Origin of the sequence: Archangium primigenium (assembly GCF_016904885.1) — a bacterium.
Taxonomy (GTDB): Bacteria; Myxococcota; Myxococcia; order Myxococcales; family Myxococcaceae; genus Cystobacter; species Cystobacter primigenius.
This window is the reverse complement of record NZ_JADWYI010000001.1, coordinates 281,991-305,841: the sequence shown is the minus strand read 5'-3', so window position 1 is coordinate 305,841 and position 23,851 is coordinate 281,991. Positions and strand designations below refer to the sequence as shown.

The 23,851-nt window shown below is 73.9% G+C and carries 16 protein-coding genes; 6 read left to right on the top strand and 10 right to left on the bottom strand.

The features are described from left to right. The first annotated feature begins 102 nt into the window (after positions 1-102). A complete protein-coding gene (locus I3V78_RS01290; RefSeq protein ID WP_239576245.1) occupies positions 103-1,473 on the top strand; it encodes a sigma 54-interacting transcriptional regulator in 1,371 nt (456 codons plus the stop codon). On the opposite strand, the gene I3V78_RS01285 is transcribed toward I3V78_RS01290, so the two are convergent. The 8 genes from I3V78_RS01285 to I3V78_RS01250 form a co-directional block, all read right to left on the bottom strand. Further along, positions 1,466-2,866, bottom strand: a complete 1,401-nt coding sequence (locus I3V78_RS01285; RefSeq protein WP_204484497.1) for a serine/threonine-protein kinase — start codon at positions 2,864-2,866, stop codon at positions 1,466-1,468. The two genes, I3V78_RS01290 and I3V78_RS01285, sit on opposite strands and share 8 nt — an antisense overlap. A gap of 10 nt (positions 2,867-2,876) precedes the next feature. Further along, the gene (locus I3V78_RS01280; RefSeq protein WP_204484496.1) at positions 2,877-4,355 is read right to left on the bottom strand and encodes a hypothetical protein; all 1,479 of its coding nucleotides are present in this window, start codon (positions 4,353-4,355) and stop codon (positions 2,877-2,879) included. Positions 4,356-4,436: 81 nt separating this feature from the next. Beyond that, the gene (locus I3V78_RS01275; RefSeq protein ID WP_338023440.1) at positions 4,437-8,171 is read right to left on the bottom strand and encodes a serine/threonine-protein kinase; all 3,735 of its coding nucleotides are present in this window, start codon (positions 8,169-8,171) and stop codon (positions 4,437-4,439) included. Positions 8,172-8,336: 165 nt separating this feature from the next. Beyond that, positions 8,337-10,631 carry a TonB-dependent receptor gene (locus I3V78_RS01270; RefSeq protein ID WP_204484494.1) on the bottom strand — a complete coding sequence of 765 codons (2,295 nt, stop codon included), beginning with the start codon at positions 10,629-10,631 and terminating at the stop codon, positions 8,337-8,339. A gap of 133 nt (positions 10,632-10,764) precedes the next feature. Next, positions 10,765-12,126, bottom strand: coding sequence for a PepSY-associated TM helix domain-containing protein (locus tag I3V78_RS01265; protein ID WP_204484493.1), 1,362 nt, complete (start codon positions 12,124-12,126; stop codon positions 10,765-10,767). A gap of 17 nt (positions 12,127-12,143) precedes the next feature. Then, positions 12,144-12,884 (bottom strand): energy transducer TonB, encoded by a 741-nt coding sequence (locus I3V78_RS01260; RefSeq protein WP_239576244.1) that lies wholly within the window; start codon positions 12,882-12,884, stop codon positions 12,144-12,146. A gap of 258 nt (positions 12,885-13,142) precedes the next feature. Next, on the bottom strand, positions 13,143-13,823 hold the full coding sequence (locus tag I3V78_RS01255) for a Fe2+-dependent dioxygenase (protein ID WP_204484492.1): 681 nt from the start codon (positions 13,821-13,823) through the stop codon (positions 13,143-13,145). 12 nt (positions 13,824-13,835) lie between these two features. Next, positions 13,836-16,046, bottom strand: a complete 2,211-nt coding sequence (locus I3V78_RS01250) for a PhnD/SsuA/transferrin family substrate-binding protein (protein WP_204484491.1) — start codon at positions 16,044-16,046, stop codon at positions 13,836-13,838. A 239-nt stretch (positions 16,047-16,285) separates the two neighbouring features. On the opposite strand from I3V78_RS01250, the gene I3V78_RS01245 reads away from it, so the two are divergent. The 3 genes from I3V78_RS01245 to I3V78_RS01235 all read left to right on the top strand — a co-directional run bounded on the left by I3V78_RS01245 (position 16,286) and on the right by I3V78_RS01235 (position 18,812). Continuing rightward, positions 16,286-17,407: a Kelch repeat-containing protein gene (locus tag I3V78_RS01245; protein WP_204484490.1), complete on the top strand. Its 1,122-nt coding sequence runs from the start codon at positions 16,286-16,288 to the stop codon at positions 17,405-17,407. Between the two features lie 3 nt (positions 17,408-17,410). Next, positions 17,411-17,680, top strand: a complete 270-nt coding sequence (locus I3V78_RS01240) for a hypothetical protein (protein WP_204484489.1) — start codon at positions 17,411-17,413, stop codon at positions 17,678-17,680. 88 nt (positions 17,681-17,768) lie between these two features. Next, positions 17,769-18,812 (top strand): hypothetical protein, encoded by a 1,044-nt coding sequence (locus I3V78_RS01235; protein WP_204484488.1) that lies wholly within the window; start codon positions 17,769-17,771, stop codon positions 18,810-18,812. 19 nt (positions 18,813-18,831) lie between these two features. On the opposite strand, the gene I3V78_RS01230 is transcribed toward I3V78_RS01235, so the two are convergent. Continuing rightward, positions 18,832-19,662, bottom strand: a complete 831-nt coding sequence (locus tag I3V78_RS01230; RefSeq protein ID WP_204484487.1) for an alpha/beta hydrolase — start codon at positions 19,660-19,662, stop codon at positions 18,832-18,834. Between the two features lie 94 nt (positions 19,663-19,756). Here I3V78_RS01230 and I3V78_RS01225 point away from each other — a divergent pair, with 94 nt between their 5' ends. Together I3V78_RS01225 and I3V78_RS01220 are read left to right on the top strand one after the other, a co-directional pair. Continuing rightward, on the top strand, positions 19,757-21,148 hold the full coding sequence (locus tag I3V78_RS01225; RefSeq protein WP_204484486.1) for a M24 family metallopeptidase: 1,392 nt from the start codon (positions 19,757-19,759) through the stop codon (positions 21,146-21,148). A 104-nt stretch (positions 21,149-21,252) separates the two neighbouring features. Further along, the gene (locus I3V78_RS01220) at positions 21,253-22,608 is read left to right on the top strand and encodes an NAD(P)/FAD-dependent oxidoreductase (RefSeq protein WP_204484485.1); all 1,356 of its coding nucleotides are present in this window, start codon (positions 21,253-21,255) and stop codon (positions 22,606-22,608) included. A 1-nt stretch (position 22,609) separates the two neighbouring features. Here I3V78_RS01220 and I3V78_RS01215 read toward each other — a convergent pair whose 3' ends face one another. Next, positions 22,610-23,776 carry a cytochrome-c peroxidase gene (locus tag I3V78_RS01215; protein ID WP_204484484.1) on the bottom strand — a complete coding sequence of 389 codons (1,167 nt, stop codon included), beginning with the start codon at positions 23,774-23,776 and terminating at the stop codon, positions 22,610-22,612. Positions 23,777-23,851 lie beyond the last annotated feature (75 nt).

Genomic DNA, 23,851 nt, shown 5'->3' with positions numbered 1-23,851 from the left:
GCCCGCGTCCATGGCGCACGCGCCGCCCGCTCGCCAGCCGACGCGCCCGGGAGGCCGCGTGATAGCGTGGGGGTCATGACTTCGTCTGACCGAACCCGTGGCATGCCTCCTTCCGGGAAGGAGGCCGGCGCGTCCGGCGAGCCGCTCGCGCCCCAGGACGTGAGCGTGACGCGGCCCTATACCCACCAGACCCACGCGCCCGAGGGCCCCGCCGTGCGGCGCTTCGTGCTCACCGTGGTGGAGGGCCCCTCGCCCGGTGCGGTGTGGGACTCGGTCTCGGATGCGTGCTCCATCGGTTCGCACCCGAGCAACGACTTCAACCTGGATGACGCCACGGTGTCGCGCTTCCACTGCGAAATCCGCGTGGGGCCCCGGGGCGCGCGGGTGAAGGACCTGGACAGCACCAACGGCGTCATCCTGGACGGGGTGCAGGTGGCCGAGGGCTACCTGAGGGGCGGCAGCCTCCTGCGCCTGGGCCGGGCGGTGGTGCGCTTCGACTACACGCCGGACAACAACCGGCTGCCGGTGTCGGAGCTCACGCGCTTCGGCTCGCTCGTGGGCGAGTCGGTGCCCATGCGCATGTGCTTCGCGCTGCTCGAGCGCGCGGCGGGCCGGGACGTGACGGTGCTCTTGGAGGGCGAGACGGGCACGGGCAAGAGCCAGGCGGCGCAGGCCATCCACCAGGCGAGCGCGCGCCGGGACAAGCCCTTCCTCACCGTGGACTGCGGCGCCATTCCCGCGGAGCTCCTGGAGAGCGAGCTGTTCGGCCACGAGAAGGGGGCCTTCACGGGCGCGGCGGCCCGGCGCATCGGCGCCTTCGAGGAGGCGCACGGCGGCACGCTCTTCCTGGACGAGATTGGCGAGCTGCCCGCGGAGCTGCAGCCCAAGCTCTTGCGCGTGCTGGAGGCGCGGGAGATCCGCCGCGTGGGCACCAACACCTACGTGCCCGTGGACGTGCGCATCATCGCCGCGACCAACCGGGACCTGCGCGCGGAGGTGAACGCGGGCCGCTTCCGCTCGGACCTCTTCTTCCGGCTCGCGGTCCTGCGCATCCCCCTGCCGCCCATCCGCCAGCGGCCCGAGGACCTGTCCCTGCTCGTGGAGCAGACGCTGCTCGGGCTGGGCGCGGATCCCGAGCGGACCCAGGCGCTGCGCTCGCCGGGCTTCATCTCCAAGCTGGAGCAGGCGGCGTGGCCGGGCAACGTGCGCGAGCTGCGCAACTACCTCGAGCGCTGCCTGGTGTTCGAGGACGCGGTGGCGCTCTCGGACGTGGCGCCCCAGGGGGGCCGCTTCGAGGTGGACGCCAAGGTGCCCTACGCCGAGTCGCGGCGGCTGGCGCTGGACGACTTCGAGCGGCGCTACCTGCGCGCGCTGCTCGCGCTGCACCAGGGCAAGGTGTCCCAGGCGGCGAGCAGCGCGGACATGGACCGCGTCTACCTCTACCGCCTGCTGCGCCGCCACGGCATCAAGTGAAGAGCGGGCCGTCCCGCCAGACGTGATGCAGCTGGGCGCGGCCGGCCAGGTGCCGCGTCTGGAAGCCGCCCGCGAGGCCGGAGAAGGCGGCCTCCGTCACCACCACGCCATGGCCCGGGTGGCCCCCGGTCCACGAGGACAGGCGCATGAGCCGGCCGCCGCCCAGGCTCTTGCGGCCCAGGGCTCCGGCGCGCAGCGTGGCCAGGTCCACGTGCAGCGTGGGCGCGAGCGACACCCGCGCCGTGCCCGTCTCCGACAAGGGCTCCTCGGAGAGCGCCAGCGCCATGTCCAGCACCCGCTGCCGCGTCTCGCGCTCGGCGTCGGGCTCGTCCGGCAGCACCGCCACGCCGAGCAGGAAGCTGCCGCCCTCCACCAGCACCTTGAGGCCCAGGGCGTCCGCGCGCGCGCGCACGTGCTCCAGGCGCGCGTCCACCGTGTCGAGCACCGTGTCGTCCACGGGGCCCTCCAGGCGCGCCTCCACGAAGAGGCCCACCGCGCGCACCTGCTGGATGGCGCCGGGCCCGTGGCCCCGCACCGCGCGCCGCAAGTCGTCCAGCATGCCCTCCACCGTGGGGTAGCGCTCCTCGCGCCGCTTCTCCATGCAGCGGGCGATCACCGCGTCCACCGTCCGGGGCACCGCCACGCGCTCGCTCGCCCGGGGCGCCGGCACGTGCAGGTGCTGCTCCTCCAACTCCAACTGGGTGGTGCCCAGGAAGGGGGGCTGGCCCGTGAGCAACTGGTAGAGCAACACCCCCAGGCCGTACAGGTCCGTGCGCGCATCCGGCGTCTCGCCGCGGATCTGCTCGGGCGCCATGGACAGGGGCGTGCCCAGCACCAGGCCGGTGCTCGTGGCGCCCGTGCCGGCGTCCTCCGGCGCGAGCAGCTTGGCCACGCCGAAGTCCACCAGCTTCACCTGGCCGTCCGGGGCCACCATCACGTTCTGCGCCTTGACGTCCCGGTGCACCACGCCCGCGCCGTGCGCCGCGCCCAGCGCCGAGCCCACCTGCTCGAGCAGCTCCAGCGCCTCGTGGCCCGACAGCGGCCCGCGTGCCTGGAGCTCCGCGCCCAGGTCGCGCCCCTCCAGCCACTCCATGGCGATGTAGGGCCTCCCGTCCGACAGCGTGCCGTGCTCGCGCACGTCCACGATGTGCGGGTGCTCCAGGCGCTTGAGCGTCTCGGCCTCCTGCTGGAAGCGGCGCAGCGCGCCGCGCGCCGTGGCGAAGCTCGGGTGCATCACCTTGAGCGCCGCCAGGGTGGGGCCGTGCACCGCGCGGGCGCGGTAGAGCGTCGCGACGGCGCCGCGGTAGTGCACCGCTTCCACCACGTACCCGCCCACGAGCGCTCCAGCGGAGAGCTCCTCGCCATACAGGGATCGCGCGCCGTCGTCCTTCATCCTGGACTCCCTACCGGGCCTGGCAGACGTCCCCGGGGGCCCCGGGAAGGGCGCTGCAGGCGTTGTGGAGGAAGACGGTGATGGGCTCCATCCATTTATTGCCCCCCGTGTCGGTGCAGATCTCGAAGTCCCCGTCCCCCTTCACCAACGGACCATCATCATACTGGCAATGGCTCGTCCGGGGCTCCTTGGGATTGACGCACAGGCCCACGGACGTCGCCGCGCAGTTGGCGCCCGAGCCGGGCAGCGCGCACAGCCGGTGGGTCGCGTAGGCGGCTGAACCGCTCCAGCCCGCGGCCTGGCAGGAGTACATCTTGCGGTACACCGCGCCGTCGACGATCTCCTGCCCGCGACGCACCTTGCCGTCCCGGTCCACGTACACCGTGGTGGCCAGCGCCTCGGCGTCGAAGATGTTGCCGTAGTAGGCGCCCTCGCGCAGGAAGAAGGTGTCGGTCTCCGACAAGGGGTAGCGCGTGGCCGCGCTCGTGCCCGTCTCCACCTGCACCGCCACCGAGCCCGACTGGGTGCTGGAGTAGGGCGCGGACATGACGTTGAAGAAGCCCGACGCCGGGCAGGTGAACGTCACCGAGGGGGACGTCGTGGCGCAGGCGCCCTCGCTGCTCGCCAGCTTGCGCGCGTCCCCGGCGTCACACCCGGCGATGTCGTCGCACACGCGCAGCATCATCCGCGCGCCGGCCGTGGTGCCCAGCAGGCCGCCCGTGCCGCACTGGTCCGGCGCCCGCGCCCCCGCGCCCAGACGCACCACGGCGCCCGGCACGCACCGGCCCAGGCCCTCGGGCCTCCAGCCGCAGTCCCGTCCCTCCGTGGCGTCCGGGACGAGGCAGGCCGCGTAGCTGGGCACCGCCGCGTCCGTGGCCGGGTGGTACAGCACGGGCCGCGTCACGCTCTCCGTGGAGAAGAGCGTGGGGCGGCTCGGGTCCTGGCCGCGCAGGGACAGCTCCACCCGCCGGCCCTGGGCGTTGTTGCGCGCCAGCAGGCACGCGGACACCCAGTTGAGGCACGCCGGGCTCGGCGCGCCCGTCTTCCACTGCGGACACAGCCCGAGCTTGCCCTCCCACGGCGTGCCCGGCAGCCCCGTGGTGGGGTCCGTCCAGGACACCTGGATGCCCACCGGCAAGGCGCAGCTCACCAGGTACGGCATGACCTCGCGCGCGGCGGGATCCTTCAGCTGCTGCTGGAGGTAGGGGTTGGCCGAGACGCCGGAGAACAGCGGCACCAGCCCGTTGCCGATCAGCAGCGGAATGGCCTGGGCGTTGGTGGTGAGGGCGTTGAACACCAGCGCCTGGGTCGTCAGCGAGTTGGCCACCCGCAGCTCCTGGGCCTGGACCGTGGACGGCCCGGCCGGGGGCGCTTCCCCGAGTTCGGGCTGGCAGGCCGTCGTGCCGAGCAGCGCCGAGACCGCCAGTGCGGTCAGTGAACGCGGGGAGTAAGCGGAGGGAGGGGTGCGCCGAACTCGCGGGAAATCCATGTTCAGGGATCGATGCATGGGGTGGGCCAGGGCAGGGAGAGGTGTGTGGCGGGAGGAGCGGGGAGATTGTGGCGCGGGGGGCTACACACGGGGGGGGAGGGGTGTGGTTTCCCAGTCCTCACGCAGCGCGTCGAGGCGGGTGCCCCACAGGGGCGAGGCGGCCGCGGTGCTCCGGGCCCGTTCCAACCAGTGGTGGGCCTCGGGCGCCCGGCCCACCGCGCGCGCGCCCAGGGCGGCCTGGTGGAACACCTCGGTGAGCTCGTCGCCCGAGCAGTCCGGCTCGGCCTCGGCCGCGAGCGCCGTCCAGGCGGCCTCGTTCCACTGGCCCTCGGCCATGTCGTGCACCCGCAGGGCCACCATGCGCCAGAGCAGGCGGGTGTTGGGCGGGGTGGCCTCGGGGGCGCAGTGGGCGGAGAGCCAGTCGAGTTGGGCGCGCGCCCCGGCCTCCTCCCCGAGCGCCGCGTGCACCCGCGCGAGCAGCACCGCGTCCACCGCCACGGGGTGCTCGCGGAAGAAGCGCTCGCCCAGCGCGTGGGCCCGCTCGGCCAGACCCAGCGCCTCGCGCTCGCGCCCCATCCAGTGCAGACACTCGGCGAGCTGGCCGAGGCTCCAGCGCTCCACCTGCGCGTGGCCCAATTCGCGGCCCAGGTGGATGGCCTCGCGCAGCTCCCGCTCGGCCCCGGCGAGGTCGCCGCGCAGCCGCCAGAGGAAGGTGCGGTTGATGAGCGTGGCGGCCCGGTGCAGGGCGTCGCCCTCGCGCTGGCACAGGCCGAGCGCCTCGTCGAAGGCCGCCGCGCTCGAGGGCTCGTCCCCGGCGAGCGCCAGCCCCGTGCCCTGCATCATCAGCGCGATGATGCGCGTCTCCGTGTCCCGCGCGAGCGTGGCCGACTCCACCGTGGCCGTGAGCAGGCGCGTGGCGCGCGTCCAGTCCCCCTGGCGCCAGGTGTGGCGCGCGCGGGCGAGGGCGCAGCGCACCGACAGCCGCGGGTCATCCAGCGCCTCGGCCTTGTCCAGGGCCTCCTGGGTGCGCGCGGCCGAGCCCTCCGCGTCCTCGAGCCAGTCCACCAGCGTGGCCTCCTCGAGCAGCAGGTCCACCTCCAGCGCCGTGTCGCGAAGCGCCTGGGCGAGCGCGCGCGCCGCGCTCAGGTCCGCCAGGGCCTCGCGGAAGCGGTGGGTGCGGTAGCGCACCCGGCCCCGTCCGGCGAGCACCTGGGCGCGCCGCGCGGGCTCCGTCTCCGGCAACTGGGCCAGGGCATGGGTGTAGTCCTGCTCGGCCTCCACGTGGCGGTGGGCCCGGCGCGCGGCCTCGCCCAGGGCGAACCACGCGTGGAACGCCTCCTCGTGCGCGCCCGAGGCCGCGGCGTGCAGGGCGCGCGGGCGCCGCGTGGCCTCGGTGTCCGGGCCCAGGGCGCGCAGGGCCGCGGTGTGCAGGGCGCGCCGCCAGGGGCCGGGCAGGGCACGCTCCAGGGCCTCGCGCACCTGGGGCTGACGGAAGGCGTAGCGCTCCGCGTCCACCGCGCGCAGCAGGCCCGCGCGCGCGAGCCGCGCCAGGCCCGCCCCCGCGTCCAGCCGCGCCGCCCGCGCGGCTTCCGGCGAGGACTCCAGCAGGGGCTCCAGGTGGCGCTGGGCCGCGTCCAGCCGGGCCACCGTCGGCTCGGGGCCCAGCACCGCGCACAGCTCGGCGAGGCCCCGGTGGGAGGCGGGCAGGAGCGCCAGGGCGCGCGCGGCGAGCCGCTCGAAGAGGGGCGTCACCGACACGTGCAGCAGCGCGTCCGCGGCCACGTAGCCCTCGCCCCCGGCCGCGGTGCGCAGCGTGCCCGAGGCGCGCAGGGCCTCGGCCACCTCCACGAGCGACAGGGGCACGCCCTGGGTGAGCGTCTCCAGGTGCTCGAGCACGGGCGCGGGGATGAACTCGGCGGGGTGCAGCAGGTGGCGCAGGAGGCCGCGGCGCGCCTCGCCGTCGAGCGGCGGGAGGTCCACGGCGGCGAAGAGGCCCGCGCGCTCGCCCCACGCGGGTCGGGGCCCGAGCAGCTCCGGACGCGCGGCGGCGCACACCCACAGGCGCGTGTCCGGCGCGGGCAGGGTGGCCATCTCCAGGACCTCCAGGGCGGTGGGGTCCGCCTGGTGCGCGTCGTCCACCAGCAGGGCGAGGGGCCCGGGCCGCGCGAGGGCCTGGAGGGACGTGGCCAGGGCGCGGGAGAGCGCGTGGCGCCGGGCCCCCGGGGGCGTCGCGGGCGGGCGCTGGCCCGGCGTGGCGAGGGCCCACAGGGCCTGCAGCAGGGCCTCGGGCGCGCCCGTGTCGGGGGGCGGGGCGGTGAGCCGGACGACGCGGGCCCCGGGCTCCAGGCGGAGCGCGAGCGCGTCCAGGACGCGGCTCTTGCCCTGGCCCGGCTCGCCGAGCAGCCGCGTGAGGCCCGGCGAGGCCTCGGTGAAGGCGCGCGCCGCATGCGCGGCCAGGGTGTCGAGCAGGGCCTCGCGGCCGAACAGCGGCGGGGGCTCGGTGGACACGGGAGCGGTGGCCTCGTCCGCTCCGTCCGTCAGGTGCGCGGCGGCCTCGGGGGTGGGGCGGGGGGCCGTCTCCGAGTCGGCCGGGTCGTCGACGGGCCACCAGTGCTCCGGGTGCTCCAGGGCCTCGCCCGCCAGCCGGAGCACGGCGGCGCCGGGCCGTACCCACAGGGGCGCCACGTGGAGCACGCGCCGGGTGTCGGGGGCGTCCAGGGCTCGCGCGGCGCGCAGGGCGGCACGCAGGCCCGCCTCGGCCGAGGGGTGCTCGGGAAAGGCCACCAGGGCGCGCTCGGGGTGGAGCCGCGCGAGCAGCCCACCCTCGGGGGCCACGGCCTCGGCGAGCGCGAGCAGGTCCACCTCGCCCGCCACGCCGAGCAGCGCCACGCTCCGGACACCCCGGGCGCGCGCGGGCGTCGGCTCGGGGACGGCCTCCGGTGCGCGCGGCGTCGCCTGGCACGCGGCGTCGAAGGCGGCGAGCAGCTCGGCCACCGAGCCGAAACGCGCGGCGCGCTCCTTGGCGAGGGCGCGCGCGAGCACGTCATCGAGGGCCCGGGGCACCGGCGCGCGCTCGGAGACGCGGGGGGGCCGCAGGTTCACGTGGCCGTGGAGCACCTCGTCCGGGCCGCCGGTGAAGGGGGGCGCGCCGGTGAGCCACTCGAACAGGAGCACGCCCAGCGCGTAGAGGTCCGCGCGCGGGTCCACGTCGGGCGACTCCTGGCACTGCTCGGGGGCCATGTAGAAGGGGGTGCCGAGCCGCTGGCCGGTGCGGGTGAGGTGCACGGGCGCGGCATCCGGCGCGGCGCCGTCTTCCCGGAAGCGCGCGAGGCCGAGGTCGAGCACGCCCAGGGGCCCGTCCGCGCGCAGGAAGAGGTTCTCCGGCTTGAGGTCCCGGTGGACGACGCCCGCCTGGTGCACGCGCGCCACGGCGGCGCCCACGTCCGCGAGCAGGGCGCGCACCCGCTCCAGGGGCAGGGCGCCGGTGCCGGGCCAGGCCGCCAGCGCCTCCGCGAGCGTCTGGCCGCGCAGCCGCTCGAGCACGAGGAAGGGGTGGCCCGCCACCTGGCCCTCGCCGAGCAGGGCGGGCACGGTGGGGGCGCCCACGCGGCGCAGGGCGGCGGCCTCGCGGGCGAAGCGCTCGGAGAAGTCCCCGCGCGACGCCTCCCGAGACACCTTGAGGGCCACCTCGCGGCCATCCGCCTCGCGCACGGCCCCATAGACGCGGGAGAAGCCGCCCGTGCCCAGGGGCGCCCCGAGCCGCAGGCCGGGCACCTCGGGGGGCACCCACGGCTCGGCCTCCACGGCGGGCCCCAAGGGGGGCGCTCCATGGAGGGCACAGGCAACGCCGACGGAGAGACGGCGGTAGCAGACCGGACAGCGCATGGGAGGGCGGCGCGAGGCCGTGGAGGGGGAGGTTACCAGAGCCCCCCGGCCCTTCGCTGCATCCCCTGTCCGCTGCCTCCCCCGGAGGGCGGGCGACTAGAAGCGCACCCGAGCGGTGAGGTAGCCCGTGCGCGCGGCGGTCGGCACGGCCTGGCCCGCGTAGTACTGGTCGTAGAAGAGCTTGTTCGTGAGGTTGTTCACGTTGAGCTGCAGGTCCAGCCAGGTGAGGGGCGAGTAGCTCGCGAAGACATCGAAGCGCCAGTAGTTGGGCACCTTTGTGAGCACCGCGGTCTCCGTGGCCGGGTTGTTCACCACCGTCACGTCCTGGTAGACGGCGCCGCCGCCCAGGCTCAGCTGCTCGAAGGGTTGCACCGTGGTCCACAGCGAGAAGCTGCGCTTGGGGGTGCTCGGCAGCTCCTGGCCCACGAGCAGGGGGTTGGAGTTCTTGAGGATCTCCGAGTTCAGGTGGGTGTAGTTGGCCAGCACGCGCCAGTAGCGGTTGAGGGTGCCGGTGGCGCCCACGTTGAAGCCCTGCACGCGCTGCGCGCCGTCCAGGGTGACGGGGGGCAGGGTGGGGTCGGTGTTGGTGACGCGCGCGTTGGTCTTCTCGATGCGGAACACCGAGCCGCTCACGCTCAGCCGCTCCTCGAGCAGGTCCGCCTTGGCGCCCACCTCGTAGATGCGGTTCTTCTCCGGGGCGAGCGTGGCGGTGTTGTTGGCGAGCGTGCCCGCCTCGGCCGAGGGGTTGGCGGACGTGCCGTACATGGCGTACACGCTCGTCCTCTCCAGCGGGTGGAGCACGAGCCCGAGCCGCCAGTTGAACAGCGTGTCCTTGTTCTCCAGGTCCGTGCGCTCGTTGGTGGCGCTCAGCGCCGAGTAGCGGGTGCGGAAGACGTCCACGCGCGCGGAGGCGAGCACCTCCACGTACTTCGTGAGCTGCACCTGGTCCGCGGCGTACACGCCCACGTCCCACTGGCGGCTGGTGTTGGAGCCCGCGGACACGCGGCTCACGCCGGACAGGTCCGGCGCGGGGTCCGGGTTGAACAGGTCCGCGGGGATGTTCGCGGTGCCCGAGCCCACCAGGTTCACGCGGTCCTGATCCCGCGACTCGCGCGACAGCTCCAGGCCGATGTTGGCCACGTGTTTGGCGATGCCCGTGGTGAGCTCGCCGCGCAGGTCCGTCTGGTTGATGAGGTAGAGGTTGTCGGTGTTCGTCTGGAAGCGCTGCCGGCCGATCGTCTTCGGGTCCACCGCGGGCGCCAGGCCGCGCGGGGCCGTGGGGCGGGCGAAGCGATCCACGCCGCCAAAGCGCAGGGTGTTGGTGAGCCGGGGGCTCGCGGCGCTTCCCTCGCCGAAGCGGTGCTGGAAGCGCGCGGTGCCCACGTGGGCGTTCACCCGCTCACGGTCCTCGGCCGCCACGCCGTACCAGTTCTGGCGCGGCACGTCGTAGCTGATGCCCACCGGGTAGCCCTGGTAGTAGGGCTGGCCGTAGTCGGGGATGCTGCTCTCGTGCTGGTAGAAGTAGTCCACTTCCAGCGAGGTGTTCCGCCCCAGCGCCACGGCGAGCGAGGGCGCGAAGCCCACGCGGTTCTCCTGCACCTCGTCACGGCCGGCGATGTTGGCGCGCTGGCCGAGCACGTTCACGCGCAGCTGCACGCGCTCGCTGAGCACCTGGTTGATGTCCGCCTCCAGGCGGCCCGAGGGCGCCGTGCCACCGGTGAGGCTCACGCTGCGCAGGTCGCGCCGGACCGGCTTCTTGGTGACCAGGTTGATGGCGCCGCCCGTGGAGCCGCGGCCGAAGAGCACCGAGGACGGGCCGAAGAAGACCTCCACGCCGCCCAGGTTGAAGGTGTCGCGGGTGAACCAGCCCAGGTCCCGCACGCCGTCGCGGAACGTGTCCGTCTGCGCCGAGAAGCCGCGCAGGTTGAAGGTGTCGCCCTGACGGCCGCCCTCGCCCGCGCTCACGGTGATGCCGGACACGTTGCGCAGCGCATCGCGCACCGTGGTGGAGAACTGCTCCTCGATGACCTGCTCGGGCACCACGCTCACCGACTGCGGCGTGTTGACCAGCGGCCGGGTGAGCCGGGGCAGGGCGCTCTCCGGCGTGTTGTACTCCTTCTGCTCGGCCGCCTCCTGCACCTGCACGGTGGGCAGCACGTAGGTGTTCTCCGCGCCCGGGGCCTCGGGCGTGGCGGGCACGGCGGGCTCGGTCCTCGCGGGCGGCGTCGTCCCGGGCGTGGCGGGCGTCTCCTGGGCGAGCGCGCCACCGGTGGCCAGCGCCGAGGCCAGACCCACGGCCACCGGGCCCACGGGCCACAGCGCGCCACGGACGCCTCCCTGCGTGCCCTTCGACGAACGGATGCCCGGGGGGGTGGAATGCTTGGATGACATGTCGGTCCTTGGGTGCGGCGGCCGGGGCGACAGGACCTCCCTGTTCCCGGACCGGAAAGTGATTGTGAGAATCAGTTGCAGTGACGCGGCGTGAAAAGGGCGGCGAGAGGGGGGACTCGCCGCCCGGAGAGGCTCAGACGCTGGGTTCGGTGCGGTCGACGGGAGCCACGCTGGCGCGGGCCCTCCGCCACGCGAGGAAGCGGCGCCAGGACAGGGCGAAGCCCGTCCACACGAGGAACAGTCCGCCGAGGCTGCCGAGGGCCGCCACGGTCTGGCCGGGCACGCCGAGCGCCTCGCCGGTGTGGAGGAAGCGCAGCCAGCGGCGCACGCGGCTGGCGGTGGACATGTCCGCGAAGGCCTCGCGGCGCAGTTCCTGGGCGGTGAAGGGATCCATCACCACCTGGGTGGAGGCGAACAGGGGCCAGCCGTCCCTCTCGCGCAGGGCGAGCGTGACGGCGGCGGGGCCCTCCTTGCGCGCCTCGCCCGCGGGGGGACGCTCGGGACGGCCACCGCCCTCGGGACGGGCGCCCTCGGGACGGCCACCGCCCTCGGGACGGCCACCGCCCTCGGGACGGCCACCGCCCTCGGGACGGCCACCCTCGCGGGCACCGGGGGGCCGACCCTCGCCCGGGCCGCGCGCGGGGGCGCCGCCGCCCAGGCGCAGGGTGACGCTCTCCCAGGCGGGGGTGCGCTGCTGGGCGGAGGCGAGCAGCGCCTCGAGCGGCAGGGGCGAGGTGCCCGGAGCGGGCGGGGGGACGGAGGCGGTGAGGGGCGCGCCGGGGCCGCCCGCGGTGGGGGGCGTCTCGCCCAGGGCGGTGAAGACGAGGTTGGAGGCCCAGCGGTAGGAGATGACCATGCCCGAGGCCGTCAGGACGATGAGCACGGGCAAGAGCCAGAAGCCGATGACGTTGTGCCAGTTCCAGTCGCGCGCCTTGCCCTGCAGGCCCCGGCGGAACCAGAGCGAGGGCCGCACGGCGCGCCACGTCCACTTGCGCGGCCACCACAGGTACAGGCCCGACACGCCGAGGAACAGGAACACGGCGTTGCTCGCGCCGGTGAGGGCCTTGCCCACGGGGCGGTTGTCGCCCTGGGCGGCGAGCCACCGGTGCCACTCCACCATGAGCTGGAAGAACGAGCGCCAGCCCTGGGCGCCCCACTCGCGCACCTCACCCGTGTAGGGGTTCACGTACACGCCGGCGTTGCGGCCGGTGCTCACGAGCACCGCGGCGTCCGGCTCCGGGTACACCGTCACGCCGGTGGGGGGCGTCTGGGGCCTGGCGGCACGCACGCGCGCGAGCAGCTCGTCCACGGGCAGGCGGGGCGCGTCCGGGGTGGGGCGCTGGACGGTGCGCGCGTCGCGGTCCGCCCAGTCCAGCACCTGGTGCTCGAAGGCGAGGGCCACGCCCGTGAAGGACATGATGGCGATGACGAGTCCGGCGATCACTCCGGCCACCAGGTGGGGCCAGAAGAGGACGTTGTGCAGGGTGAGGCGCATGGCGTGACGTCTGACCTTCACTTCAAGGTGAACTGAACGGGAATCTCGACGATGACGCGCACGGGCCGGCCCTGATGGCCGAGCGCCGGGGTGAAGCGCCACTGCCGCACGGCTTCCAGGGCGGCCGCGTCGAGCGCGACCACCGACTCGACCACGCGCGGGCTGTCGGGCTCCACGCGCCCGTCCACGCCGATGATGAGGCGCACCAGCACGCGGCCTTCGATGCCCTCGCTCCGGGCGCGCCGGGGGTAGTGGGGCCGCACCTGCTCGAGCACGCGCGGCGCCCGGGCCACCTGCTTGAGGTCCACCGCATTGCCGCCGGTGGCGCCCACCAGCCCGCCCTCGCGGCCTCCGAGCACGCCGCCGAGCACGCCGTCCAGGGCGCTGGCCACCGCCGCCGCGTCCGCCACCGCGTCCGCGCTCGGCTCGGGCACGTCCTCTTCCACGGGCGCCTCGGGCTCGGGCTCCACGGGCGGCGGCTCCGGACGCTTCTCCACCACGAGCGCGGGCACGCTCGGGCGGATCACCGGCCGGGGCACGCTCCGGGCCTGGCGCTGCACCGGGCGCGCCGTCCGGGTGACGCTCGCGCTCGCGGCCGGGGGCGGCGGCGGCGCGAACTGGAAGAACACCAGCTCCGGCTCCTTCGGGGGCTCGGGCTCGCGCACCGCCGGGGAGGCCAGCGCCAGGCCCGCGCCCAGCAGCCCCACGTGCACGAGCACCGCCACGCCCACGGCCCAAGCCCACCGCAGTCCCGGCATCCGTCCCCGAGGGGACTCCCCCATCAGGAACAGGCGTTCACGCGGCCCGGTGTGCACCGGACTCTCGGAGGGCGTCTCATCCATGGAGAGGGGGAAATTGAGAATCATTCTCATTTTCGGTCCCAACGAATATCCCACGCGCCGCGCCCGGTCAAACGGGGGGGGGCGTTGAATCGTTCATGGGGGCGGTAAGCCCGCCTCGGCCCGTGCTCCGGGTGTGAGGGGCTCGCACGTGCGGGCCGACGCCACCCGAGGGACTCAGGGGTCGGACCACTGGCGCAGGAGGTTGTGGTACACGCCGGTGAGCATGACCAGCGAGGGGCTCTGGGGCACCTCCTGGTTGAGCCGCATGATGGCCATGTCCAGGTCGAAGAGCAGGGCGCGCTGGGACACGTCGCGCACCATGCTCTGCACCCAGAAGAACGAGGCCAGGCGGGCGCCGCGGGTGATGGGCGTCACGTGGTGCAGGCTGCTGGCCGGGTAGACGATGAGGTCGCCCGCGGGCAGCTTCACCGCGTGGCTGCCGTAGGTGTCCTCCACCACGAGCTCCCCCCCGTCATAGCTGTCCGGCTCGGACAGGAAGAGCGTGGCGGACACGTCCGTGCGCAGGCGCTCGGCGCCGCCGGGCAGGGGGCGGATGGCGTTGTCCACGTGCGAGCCGAACGCCATGTGCGGCTCGTACCGGTTGAACAGGGGCGGGAAGACGCGCCGGGGCAGCACGGCGGAGATGAACAGCGGGCTCTTCTCCAGGCCGCCGAGCACCAGGTCGCCCAGGGCCCGGGCCTCGGGGCCGCCCTCGGGCAATTGCAGGTTCTTCTTCACCCGGGCGGACTGGTGGCCGGCGGTGCCGCGGCCATCCTCCCAGGTGGCGCGGGCGAAGACCTCGCGGCAGTGGGACACCTGTTCGGCGGAGAGGACCTGGGGGATGTGCACCATCATGGGTGCCCTTCCTTATATGGCGTCCGAGCCGAGCGGGCGCGCCTCGTGGGCGGCGGCGGGCGCGGCCGGCAGCACCACGGTCAGGGTGGTGCCCTGGCCCTCGCGGCTCGTGGCGCTCAGGGTGCCGCCCAGCCCCGTCACGATGGCGTAGCTCACCGACAGGCCCAGGCCCTTGCTGGAGGGGCTGATGGTGCAGAACGGCTCGAACAGCCGGGCGAGCACCTCCTGGGGCATGCCCCGGCCGGTGTCCTGCACCTCCACCACCGCCTCGCCGGTGGGGGCCGTGTACGTGGCCACCCGGAGCACGTGCTCGGCCCCGCCGCTCATGGCCTGCGAGGCGTTGAGCAGCAGGTTGACGAACACCTGGCCCAGGCGCGCCTCGTCGCCCACCACGGCGGGCACCTCGCGGAAGTCGCGCTCCAGGCGCACGCCCGGGCGCAGGTCGCCGCGCAGGATGCCCAGCGCGTGCTCCAGCACGGGCGTCACGTCGATGGTCTGGTGGTGCTCGAGCGGGGCGCGCGACAGGGTGCGCAGGTCCTGGACGATCGTCTTGAGCCGCCCGGCGCCATCGGCCGCCTCCACCAGCGCCTCCACCACCTCGGCCACGTCCCGCGTGAGCGGGTTGTCCTGGGCGCGCAGGCTCTCGCCCACCCGCTGCAGCTCCTCGCGCGCGAAGCCGAGGTTGGCCAGCATGTACGCGAGCGGGTTGCCCATCTCGTGGCCCACCGCCGCCGCGAGCGAGCCCAGCGCGCCGAGCCGATCCGCCTTGAGCTTGGCCTCCATGCGCTTGCGCGCGGTGATGTCCTTGGCGAACACCCGCAGGCCCTCGGGGTCGAGCAGCGGGAAGACGGTGAGCTCCCAGGAGCGCTGGTTGAGGTGCAGCACGCCCGGCGTCACGCCGAGCCCGTCCGGGGGCACCTCCTGGCGCGACCAGGCGAGCGCCGCCTCCACGAGCGGATGCCGGGCGCCGCGCGAGAGCAGATCCGGGAAGGCCAGGTGCGCCGCGGGGTTGGCGTAGCGCAGCAGGCCGTCCGGACCCACCTCCAGCATGGGCTCGGGGTGCAAGAGCGGGAAGGAGGCGAGGCGGTAGAGGGGCTCCTCCTGGGCGCGCAGCTCGGTGACGTCGCGCACGAGCAGCATGGTGGGCGCCGTCTCCGCGCCCGGGCCGCGCGCGCGCACGCTGGCCTCGGCGGCGAACCAGTGCGTGCGGCCGGCCACCTGGGCGCGGTACTCCACCCGGCCACTGCCGCCCCCGTGCCGCGCCGCGCGCGCGAGCGCCACGAGCGGACCCGCCGCCTCCAGGCCGAGCACGTCCTCCAGGCTCCGGCCCTCGGCGTCCCTCAAGTCCTGGCCGAACACCTCGTCGCCGGGCGTCCACACCCGGAGGCAGCGCGCGTGCGCGTCCAGCTCCACGGCCAGGTACTCCGTCTGCCGCGAGGGCGGCGGGCGGCGCCGGCGCGTGCCCCGGCCGGAGGACGGCACGAAGCCCTCGCTGTCGAAGAGGCCCAGCAGCGGCTCCAGGCCCCCGGTGCGATCGGTCAGCGAGGTGAGGGCGGACACGAGCACCGCCGCGTCGTCCTCCGTCAGGCGCGAGGTGAGGATGAGGCCGTCCGCGGGCGTGGGCCCCGTGTAGGCGAACGGGGTGAGCCGCCGCTCGTCGGCGCCCAGGTGCTCGGCGAGGAAGGCGCGCACGGTGCTCTCCTCGGGGTGGCTCGTGTAGATGGCTGTCAGGTCCGCCTCGCCGGAGAGCACCGCGAGCAGCGCCTTGCGGTAGGTGCCAAAGAAGCGCTCCTCGCTGAAGGCCTCCGCCAGGCTCACGCCCCGCTCGGACAGGTGGCGGATGGGCAACAGGTAGCCCGCGGTGGCGCGCGGGGCCACCCAGGCGGCGCGGGCGCCCTGGAGCCGCTCGAGCGACAGCGGCTGACTGGCGCGGCACAGGAGGGCCGCGTGGTACTCGCCCCGGCCGGCCCGCACCGCGCGCAGCACCGCCCGGGCGCGGGGCTCGAACGCCGTGCATTGCTCCGCGGTGCCCCAGACGAGCTCCGCCCGCTCCTCGGCCAGCTCCCGCTCCAGGGCCTCGAAGGAGGGCGCGATCTCCACCACCACCGCGCGGCCCAGTCGCTGGGTGAGCGCCCGGCCGAACAGCTCGGCGCGGACATGCTCCTTCACCTCGCCCATGGACGGAGCGAGGACAAAGCGAATCGGCGTGGCCGGAACGCTCACGTGGGTGCCTCCTGGAATGGCCGGATTCACAGTATCCCCCCCGGCGTGTTGCCCTCCAAGCATGCCGGACATTTCACCAGCGTGCATCGCCCCCCGGCCGTGTCGCACGGCGGGAGACATTCCCATCGTCCTCCAGTGAAGGTCCGCCCTTGCCCGCGGGGATGCGACATCCCTCCACACGCCGCCGCGCCACGTCAGAGGGGGCGCGTAGAACTCCGGGGTTCTCTCGCGGAGGGTGGATGGCTCGGGGTTGGGTGGGACGCCTGCTGGGAGTGGTGGTCGCATGGGGCTGCGTGGCGGGAGTGTGCCCCGCGTCCGCGCGCGCCCCGCGCGGGGCCCCGGCCGTGGGCCTCGCCGTGGGGCCGCATGTGGTGCTCGACGACGGGCGGGTGCTGGCGGCGGGCGGGGGCGGGGTGTTCTCGCCCGCGCACGGCACCTGGCGCGCCTCGGGGCCCGGGCACACGGCGCGCACCCAAGCGGCGGCGGTGAGGCTGGGCGATGGGCGGGTGCTGGTGGTGGGCGGCGCCACGGCGGCCGCGGAGGCGATCACGCGCGCGGAGGTGTACGTGCCCCGGACCCGCACGTGGATCCGGGTGGAGCCCATGCACGAGGCGCGGGTGGACGCCGCGGCGGTGGTGCTCGCGGACGGGCGGGTGCTGGTGGTGGGCGGGCTCGACGCGCGGCGGCTGCCGGTGCGCTCGGCGGAGGTGTTCGAGCCCACGCGGGGAACGTGGACCCGCACGGGCGCGCCGCGGGCCACGCGGCGCGGCGCGGGCACGGGCGTGGTGCTGGAGGACGGCGACGTGCTCTTCGTGAGCGGCCTCCAGGCGGAGCGCTATTCGCCCGCGAGCGGCACCTGGCGCGAGGCGGGGCCGGTGGGCGGCGCGGCGGGCACGCACCGCGCGGGGCACTCGGTGACGCGGCTCGGGGACGGGCGGGTGCTGGTGGTGGGCGGGGGCATGGCGCGCGCGGCGGCCACCGCGGAGGTGTACGCGCCGCGGACCGGGACGTGGCGGCTCGTGGCCCCGCCCGGCACGCCGCGCGAGGCGCATGCGACGTGGGTGCTCCCGGACGGGCGGGTGCTGGTGGTGGGCGGCGCGCACGCGGCGCGGGGGCCGCTGGCGTCGGTGGAGGCGTATGACCCCGAGACGGACACCTGGCGCGAGGCGCCGCCCCTGCGCGAGGCGCGGCGGGACGCGTGGGTGCTCGCGCGGGAGGAGGGCGCGCTGTGGGTGGGGGGCGGCGCGGCGCCGGGCGAGGCGTACGTGCCCGGGCGGTGGGAGGCGCCCCCGCCGGTGGAGGTGTCCTGGACGAGCGGGGCGCGCTTCTGGGAGGTTCTCGTGGACGCCTTGAGGAGGTGACCCGTGATCGCACCCGAGAAGTCGCGCAACGCGCTCTCCGCGCTCCATTCCATCTTGATCGCCGCGAGATCCCTGGCCGAGCAGGAGTCGAGCCAGGAGTCCGCGCGGGTGTTGGACATGGCGGAGTACCTCGTCGTGTTGATGCAGGACGAGGGCGACCAGACGGCGAGCTTCCGGAGTCACCTGCTCGAGCTGGCGCGGGAGCACTGGCTCTGCCAGCTGGCGGTGCAGCGCTTCGACGACGCGTCGGGCGGCTGGGGCCCGGGGGCGTAGGGGCCCGTCGCTCCCGGGACTGTACTCCAGCCGGGGCGTGGTCCAATGAAGCACCCACCCGCGATGGACTCCACGAAGGAAGGCACGCATGGCTCAGGTTCAACTGCGGATCGCGCTCTGGCATGGCGAGGCTCCCCTCTCCGCCCCCAAGCACCTGCTGGAGGGCGACTTCGACGCGCGCCTGGGGGCCGTGAAGACCGCCCTGAAGGTCGCCCGGGAGCAGTGGCTGGACGCGGGCTCGGGCGGGTCGCTTCCCGTGTTGAAGATCTTCGTGGGGCCCGAGGGCGTGCTCGTCAAATCCGACGACGAGGCCGCCATCGGCCACGACCAGTTCAAGCTGGAGGCCGCGGGGCTCAAGGAGGCCAGTGACGGGCTCCTGTTCATCCCCGGGACGGTCATCTGGAAGAAGCCCGCCGTGAAGACCTCGGGAGAGGTTCCGGTCAATCGCCTGGACGGGATCGAGAGCAAGCTGAAGCGCTACCACCAGCGCGGCCTCGACTTCTCCGGGAAGAAGAACCTGTCGTACAGCCCTCAGACGCACACGCTCGTGGGGGACGCCCGCGTCAGCGAGGTGACGAAGAAGCTCATGAAGCTCCGCGCGGATTGGACCCACGGCGAGAACGTCTTCATCGTCCGCAACGTCGCGTATGCCTATTACGAGAAGACCCAGCTGCTGAAGTACTACAAGCAGGCCGAGTACAAGCTCAATCGGGGCAGGAAGACAGGCGAGTTCACGCAGAAGGACAAGGAGCAGAGCAAGGCCATCAAGTTCATCCCGGGCCATGAAGAGGGCGTCTTCACCGTGCCGCTGACGGAAGACGCGCGCATCCGCTGTGGCCTGGAGATCTGCGCGGACCACTACGATGGCCAGCTGAAGCACTCGGCCACGGGCGGTGGGGTCCACCTGCACTTCCTGCTGTCCGACTTCAGCTACACCTACGCGAACAGCGTCGCCGTGCAGGAGGGGGGCTACATCATCCACGCGAGCACGGCCCGGAGTCCGTCCGGGGTGTATACGCGTGACCTCAAGGCCCTCACGCCGAGCCATTCGGTCGATCCCCTGGAGCCGAGCCAGTCGAAGGGCAAGGCCGCCGGCACGCTGTCGTTCTACGCGGTGACGCTCGAGGTGTGAGGTCCCGGCGCGGGGCCCGCTACTCCGTGGGGAACTGAGGCCACCGGGCGGTGAGCCACGCGAGCAGCTGCTCCGTCCACGCGCCCGCGTCGGAGCGGTCCCCCAGGGCGAGCCCCATGCCGTGCGCGCCCTGCTCGAAGAGCTTGAAGGTGACGGGGACGCCGGCCGCCGTGCACGCCTCGGCGAAGCGCTGGGACTGCGACCAGGACACCAGGGTGTCGCCCCGCATCGTCCAGAGGAACACGGGCGGGTGCTCCGGCGTGACGTGCAGTTCGTTGGAGAAGCGCCGCCGCAGGTCCTCGGGCAACTCGCTCCGGCTGAAGAAGCTCTCCGCCGAGCCGGCGAGGCCTCCGGGCCGGTACCCCTCGACGAAGGAGATGACCGGATAGCCGAGCACGACGAGATCCGGGCGCGCGGAGACGGTGCCCGCGAGGTCATCGGCCGGGTCCAGATGGAGCGCGGGCTGGGTGCTCAAGAGGGACGCGAGGTGTCCCCCCGCCGAGTAGCCGAGGACACCCACGCGGGTCGGATCGAGCTCCCACCGCGCGGCGTGGTGGCGCGCGAGCCGCACGGCGCGGGCGGCGTCGGCGTAGGGCGCGAGGAAGGCCTCGGGGGCGTTGCGCACGCGGTAGTCCACCTCGATGCCCACGAAGCCATTCTTGGCGAGCCACTCGGCCGAGCCGCCGCCGCTGCCCGCGTTGGTGGCGTAGCCGCCGCCCCGGAGGACCACCAGCGCGGGCGCGGGCCGGGAGCGCGGCCGTCGGGGGCGATGCAGCCGCAGCTCCGGGGCCGCGCGCCCAGGCCACAGGGGAATGCTCTCGGGGGCGTGCGTCGGCGCGGTGTGGGGCATGGGGGGCTCTCCTGGGGAGGCGTCTTGCCACGATTCAACCATGGGTGGCGGACCCGTTCATCGGGCCTCGGGGCCCATGCGAAGCTGCGCGCCCATGAAGACCTCCCGGCTCCGCTTCCTCGCGCCCCTCTTGCTCCTGTCCTCCGCCTGCGCCACCACGGCCTCCGCGCCCGCCGTGTCCAAGGCCCCCGAGGCCCCGCGGCCCTTCGGCACCCTGCGCGAGCAGGCCGTGCGCCAGCAGGCGTGGCTGCGCGAGCGCATGGACACGGCCCTGCCCGCGCTCATGCGCCAGTACGGCGTGGACATGTGGGTCATCTCCATGCGCGAGTACAACGAGGACCCGGTCTTCCCCGCGCTCGTGGCGCCCACGACGTTCGCCGCCCGGCGGCGCACCATCTACGTGTTCCACGATCGGGGCCCGGACAAGGGCGTGGAGCGGCTCGCGCTCGGCGGTGGCACCCAGGGCGGTGTGTTCGAGGCGTGGCGCTCCACGCGGCAGGTGGACGGGGGCGGCGTCACGCGCAAGGCGGAGCTGTGGGGCACGGAGCAGTGGCACGTGCTCAAGGAGGTCATCGAGGAGCGCAAGCCCAAGGTCATCGCCATCGACGTGTCGCGCACCACCGCGTTCGCCGACGGCCTCACCCATGGCGAGTACGAGGGCATGGCCGAGGTGCTGGGCCCCGCGTGGGTGGCGCGGATGAAGCCCGCCGAGGGACTCGCGCTGGACCTGCTCGCCTGGCGCACCGCGGACGAGGCGCGCTTCTACACGGACCTCACCCGGCTCGTGTGGGAGGTCATCGGCACGGCGTTCTCGAATCAAGTCATCACCCCGGGCCAGACGCGCACCGCGGACGTGATGTGGTGGATGCGCCAGCGGCTCAATGACCTGGGCCTGGGCACCTGGTTCCACCCCTCGGTGTCGGTGCAGCGGCGCGGGCAGACGGAGAAGGACCTGGGCGAGGACCCCGTCATCGAGCGCGGGGACGTGCTGCACTGCGACTTCGGCATCACCGCGCTCGGGCTCAACACGGACACCCAGCACATGGGCTACGTGCTGCGCGAGGGCGAGACCGAGGCGCCCGCGGGGCTGCGCGAGGCGCTCGCGCGCTCCAACCGGCTGCAGGACATCGTGGTGGAGGAGCTGCGGGCGGGCCGCTCGGGCAACGAGGTGCTCGCCGCCTCGCGCGCGCGCATGAGCGCCGAGGGACTGGACGGCACCGTGTACTCGCACCCCATCGGGCTCAACGGCCACGGCGCGGGGCCCATGATTGGCCTGTGGGACCGGCAGGAGGGCGTGCCGGGCCGGGGGGACCACCGCGTCATCCCCTCCCAGTGGTTCTCCATCGAGTTGCAGGTGACGAGCCCGGTGCCGGAGTGGGACGGCCAGAAGGTGCGCTCGGCGCAGGAAGAAGACGTGGTGATGGACGCCCAGGGCCAGGTGCGTTGGGCCTTGGACCGTCAGACGGCCTTCCATCTGGTGCGCTGAGGGCACAGGGGGAGCGGGCGGGGCACCGGGGCCTCTGTCCACTCGTGGACGTGACTCGGTGCGCCAACTGGTCAGACACACCGTCTGTCCGCATTTTTCCCGGCATGGAAAGCAACCGGGACGACGTGCATCACGTGGTGGTGGTGGGGGCGGGCTTCGGCGGCCTGGAGGCCGCGCGCAAGCTCGGCAAGGAGCACAAGCGCGTGAAGGTGACGGTGGTGGACCGCTACAACCACCACCTCTTCCAGCCGCTGCTCTACCAGGTGGCCACCGCGGTGCTGAGCCCCGCGGACATCTCCGCGCCCATCCGCAACATCCTGCGCGGCAAGAACACGCAGGTGCTCCTGGCCGAGGCGCGCGAGGTGGACACGGCGCGCAAGGTGCTGGTGTGTGACGGCGGCGAGCTCGCCTACGACACGCTGGTGCTGGCCACGGGCGCCACGCACTCGTACTTCAACCACCCCGAGTGGTCGAAGATCGCCCCGGGCCTCAAGACGATCAACGACGCGGTGGGCATCCGCGAGCGCATCCTCCTGGCGCTGGAGGCGGCCGAGCGCGAGACGGACCCGGCGCGCAAGGCCGAGTGGCTCACCTTCGTGATCATCGGCGCGGGACCCACGGGCGTGGAGCTGGCCGGGGCGCTCTCGCACATGCTGCGCTACTCGGTGCCCAAGGACTTCAGCCGCATCGACACGCGCACCGCGCGGGTGATTCTCCTCGAGGGCCTGCCCCGGGTGCTCTCGGCGTACTCGGAGAAGCTGTCCGAGGACGCGCGGCGGGACCTGGTGAAGCTGGGCGTGGAGGTGCGCACCGGCGCCATGGTGTCCGGCATGGACGAAGAGAGCGTGTCGGTGGGCGAGGAGCGGATCGCCACGCACACGGTGCTCTGGGGCGCGGGGGTGGCGGCCTCGCCGCTGATGCGCTCGTTGGGGGTGCCGCTGGACAAGGCGGGCCGGGTGAAGGTGGAGCCGAGCCTCACGGTGCCGGGGCTGCCGGACGTGTATGTGATTGGCGACGTGGCCTCGGTGCAGCAGGACGGCAAGCCCGTGCCCGGCATCGCCCCGGCGGCGCTGCAGATGGGGCGGCACGTGGCCAAGGACATCCTCGGGCGGCTCGAGGGCAAGGCCCCCTCGCGCTTCCACTACCTGGACAAGGGCAGCTTCGCGGTGATTGGCCGCGGCTACGCGGTGGGCAACATGTTCGGCAAGGTGGAGCTGAGCGGCTTCCCGGCGTGGGCCCTGTGGGCGGGCGTGCACGTGGTCTACCTGGTGGGCTTCCGCAACCGGCTCGCGGTGCTGCTCAACTGGTTCTTCTCCTTCCTCACCCGGGGGCGCGACGTGCGGCTCATCACCGGGGCCTACGCGCCCCGGCTGCCGCCGTTCTCGCCCCGCGCCGAGCCGCCCGGGGACGGCATCCACGCGGGGCCGGATCCCGCGCACTCGACGCCCCCCATGCACTGACTCAGGGCGCGGCGCCCGTCATGGACTCCAGCAGGGCGACGAGGGCGTGCTTCTCCTCGTCGGTGAGCTCCAGGGGCTTGATGCTCACGGAGACCTGACCGGCGAACTGGCCCGCGGGCTCGCCGCCCTTGTTGTACAGCTCCACGACGTCCAGGAGCGTCTTCTGCTCGCCCAGGTGCATGTAGGGCGCCGTGAGGGCCACGTTGCGCAGGGAGGGCGTCTTGTAGGCGCCCTCCAGCTCGCCGGCCTTGCTCGTCAGGTCGCTGCGCAGCCGCTGTAGGCGCGTGGACTCGGCGCCGATGGGCGCGTCGCTGTAGGGCCCCGCCGAGTTGAAGGCCCACGTGAGCATGGGGTCCGCGCCGGTGGCCACGCCGCGTCGGCCCTCGGTGTCGTCGCGCACGCCGATGTTGTGGAACTGCTCGTCGCTGAGCATGGGGCCCTTGTGGCACGCGGCGCACTGGCCCTTTCTCACGAACGTCTTGAGCCCGAGGTAGGCCGGGTCCTTCTCCTGGGTGCCCGCGTCCACCGCGACGAGGAAGCGCCGCACGTCCTGATCGAAGGGCGCGTCGTTGCGCACCAGCGTGCGCTCGTAGGCGGCGATGACCTTGCCGAAGTTGGCGAGCAGCTGGTCGTCGTCCGTCTCCGCCTCGGGCGTCTTGCCGAACAGGCCCTCGTACTCGGCGGTGTAGGCCTCGCTCAGCCGCGCGCGCAGGATGGCGGGGCTGCTGGCCATCTCCACGGGGCTGAGCAGCGGCAGCAGGGCCTGGTTCCACAGGCGATCCGCGCGGCCGTCCCACATGTACCAGGTGCTGTAGGCGGCGTTGATGACCGTGGGCGGGTTGCGGCCCGTCACGTGGCCAAAGCAGCCCTGGGCCACGGGCGTGTCCACGGTGCGGCCCTCGCCGTCGTGGCAGCTCTGGCAGGAGATGGTGCCGCAGCCGGACAGGAGCGGATCCTTGAAGAGCCGCAGGCCCAGGACGGCCGCCTCGGGGCGACCCTCGTAGCGGTTGGTGGGATCCGCGGGCGGGGTGCGCGTGGGCGAGTGCAGGCTCTGCAGCAGCTCCAGCTCGTCGGCGGAGGGGAAGACCTCTTCGCTCGTGCAGCCCAGGGCGAGGCCACCGGCGAGGGCACTCACGAAGAGCCAATGGCGCGGGGAGTGACGGCTCATCAACGTGTTCTTCCTCATTCTCGTGCGAAGGCGCGCGGACAGGCCGGGGAGTCCAGGCCCGTGAACACTGTAACC

Excerpts from the sequence above, each read along its gene's own strand:
- I3V78_RS01235 (WP_204484488.1), top strand. The coding sequence starts at position 17,769 with ATGGCTCAGGTTCAACTGCGGATCGCGCTCTGGCATGGCGAGGCTCCC.
- I3V78_RS01245 (WP_204484490.1), top strand. The coding sequence starts at position 16,286 with ATGGCTCGGGGTTGGGTGGGACGCCTGCTGGGAGTGGTGGTCGCATGG.
- I3V78_RS01265 (WP_204484493.1), bottom strand. The coding sequence starts at position 12,126 with ATGCGCCTCACCCTGCACAACGTCCTCTTCTGGCCCCACCTGGTGGCC.
- I3V78_RS01270 (WP_204484494.1), bottom strand. The coding sequence starts at position 10,631 with ATGTCATCCAAGCATTCCACCCCCCCGGGCATCCGTTCGTCGAAGGGC.
- I3V78_RS01225 (WP_204484486.1), top strand. The coding sequence starts at position 19,757 with ATGAAGACCTCCCGGCTCCGCTTCCTCGCGCCCCTCTTGCTCCTGTCC.
- I3V78_RS01220 (WP_204484485.1), top strand. The coding sequence starts at position 21,253 with ATGGAAAGCAACCGGGACGACGTGCATCACGTGGTGGTGGTGGGGGCG.
- I3V78_RS01280 (WP_204484496.1), bottom strand. The coding sequence starts at position 4,355 with ATGGATTTCCCGCGAGTTCGGCGCACCCCTCCCTCCGCTTACTCCCCG.
- I3V78_RS01260 (WP_239576244.1), bottom strand. The coding sequence starts at position 12,884 with ATGCCGGGACTGCGGTGGGCTTGGGCCGTGGGCGTGGCGGTGCTCGTG.
- I3V78_RS01290 (WP_239576245.1), top strand. The coding sequence starts at position 103 with ATGCCTCCTTCCGGGAAGGAGGCCGGCGCGTCCGGCGAGCCGCTCGCG.
- I3V78_RS01285 (WP_204484497.1), bottom strand. The coding sequence starts at position 2,866 with ATGAAGGACGACGGCGCGCGATCCCTGTATGGCGAGGAGCTCTCCGCT.
- I3V78_RS01230 (WP_204484487.1), bottom strand. The coding sequence starts at position 19,662 with ATGCCCCACACCGCGCCGACGCACGCCCCCGAGAGCATTCCCCTGTGG.
- I3V78_RS01255 (WP_204484492.1), bottom strand. The coding sequence starts at position 13,823 with ATGATGGTGCACATCCCCCAGGTCCTCTCCGCCGAACAGGTGTCCCAC.
- I3V78_RS01215 (WP_204484484.1), bottom strand. The coding sequence starts at position 23,776 with ATGAGCCGTCACTCCCCGCGCCATTGGCTCTTCGTGAGTGCCCTCGCC.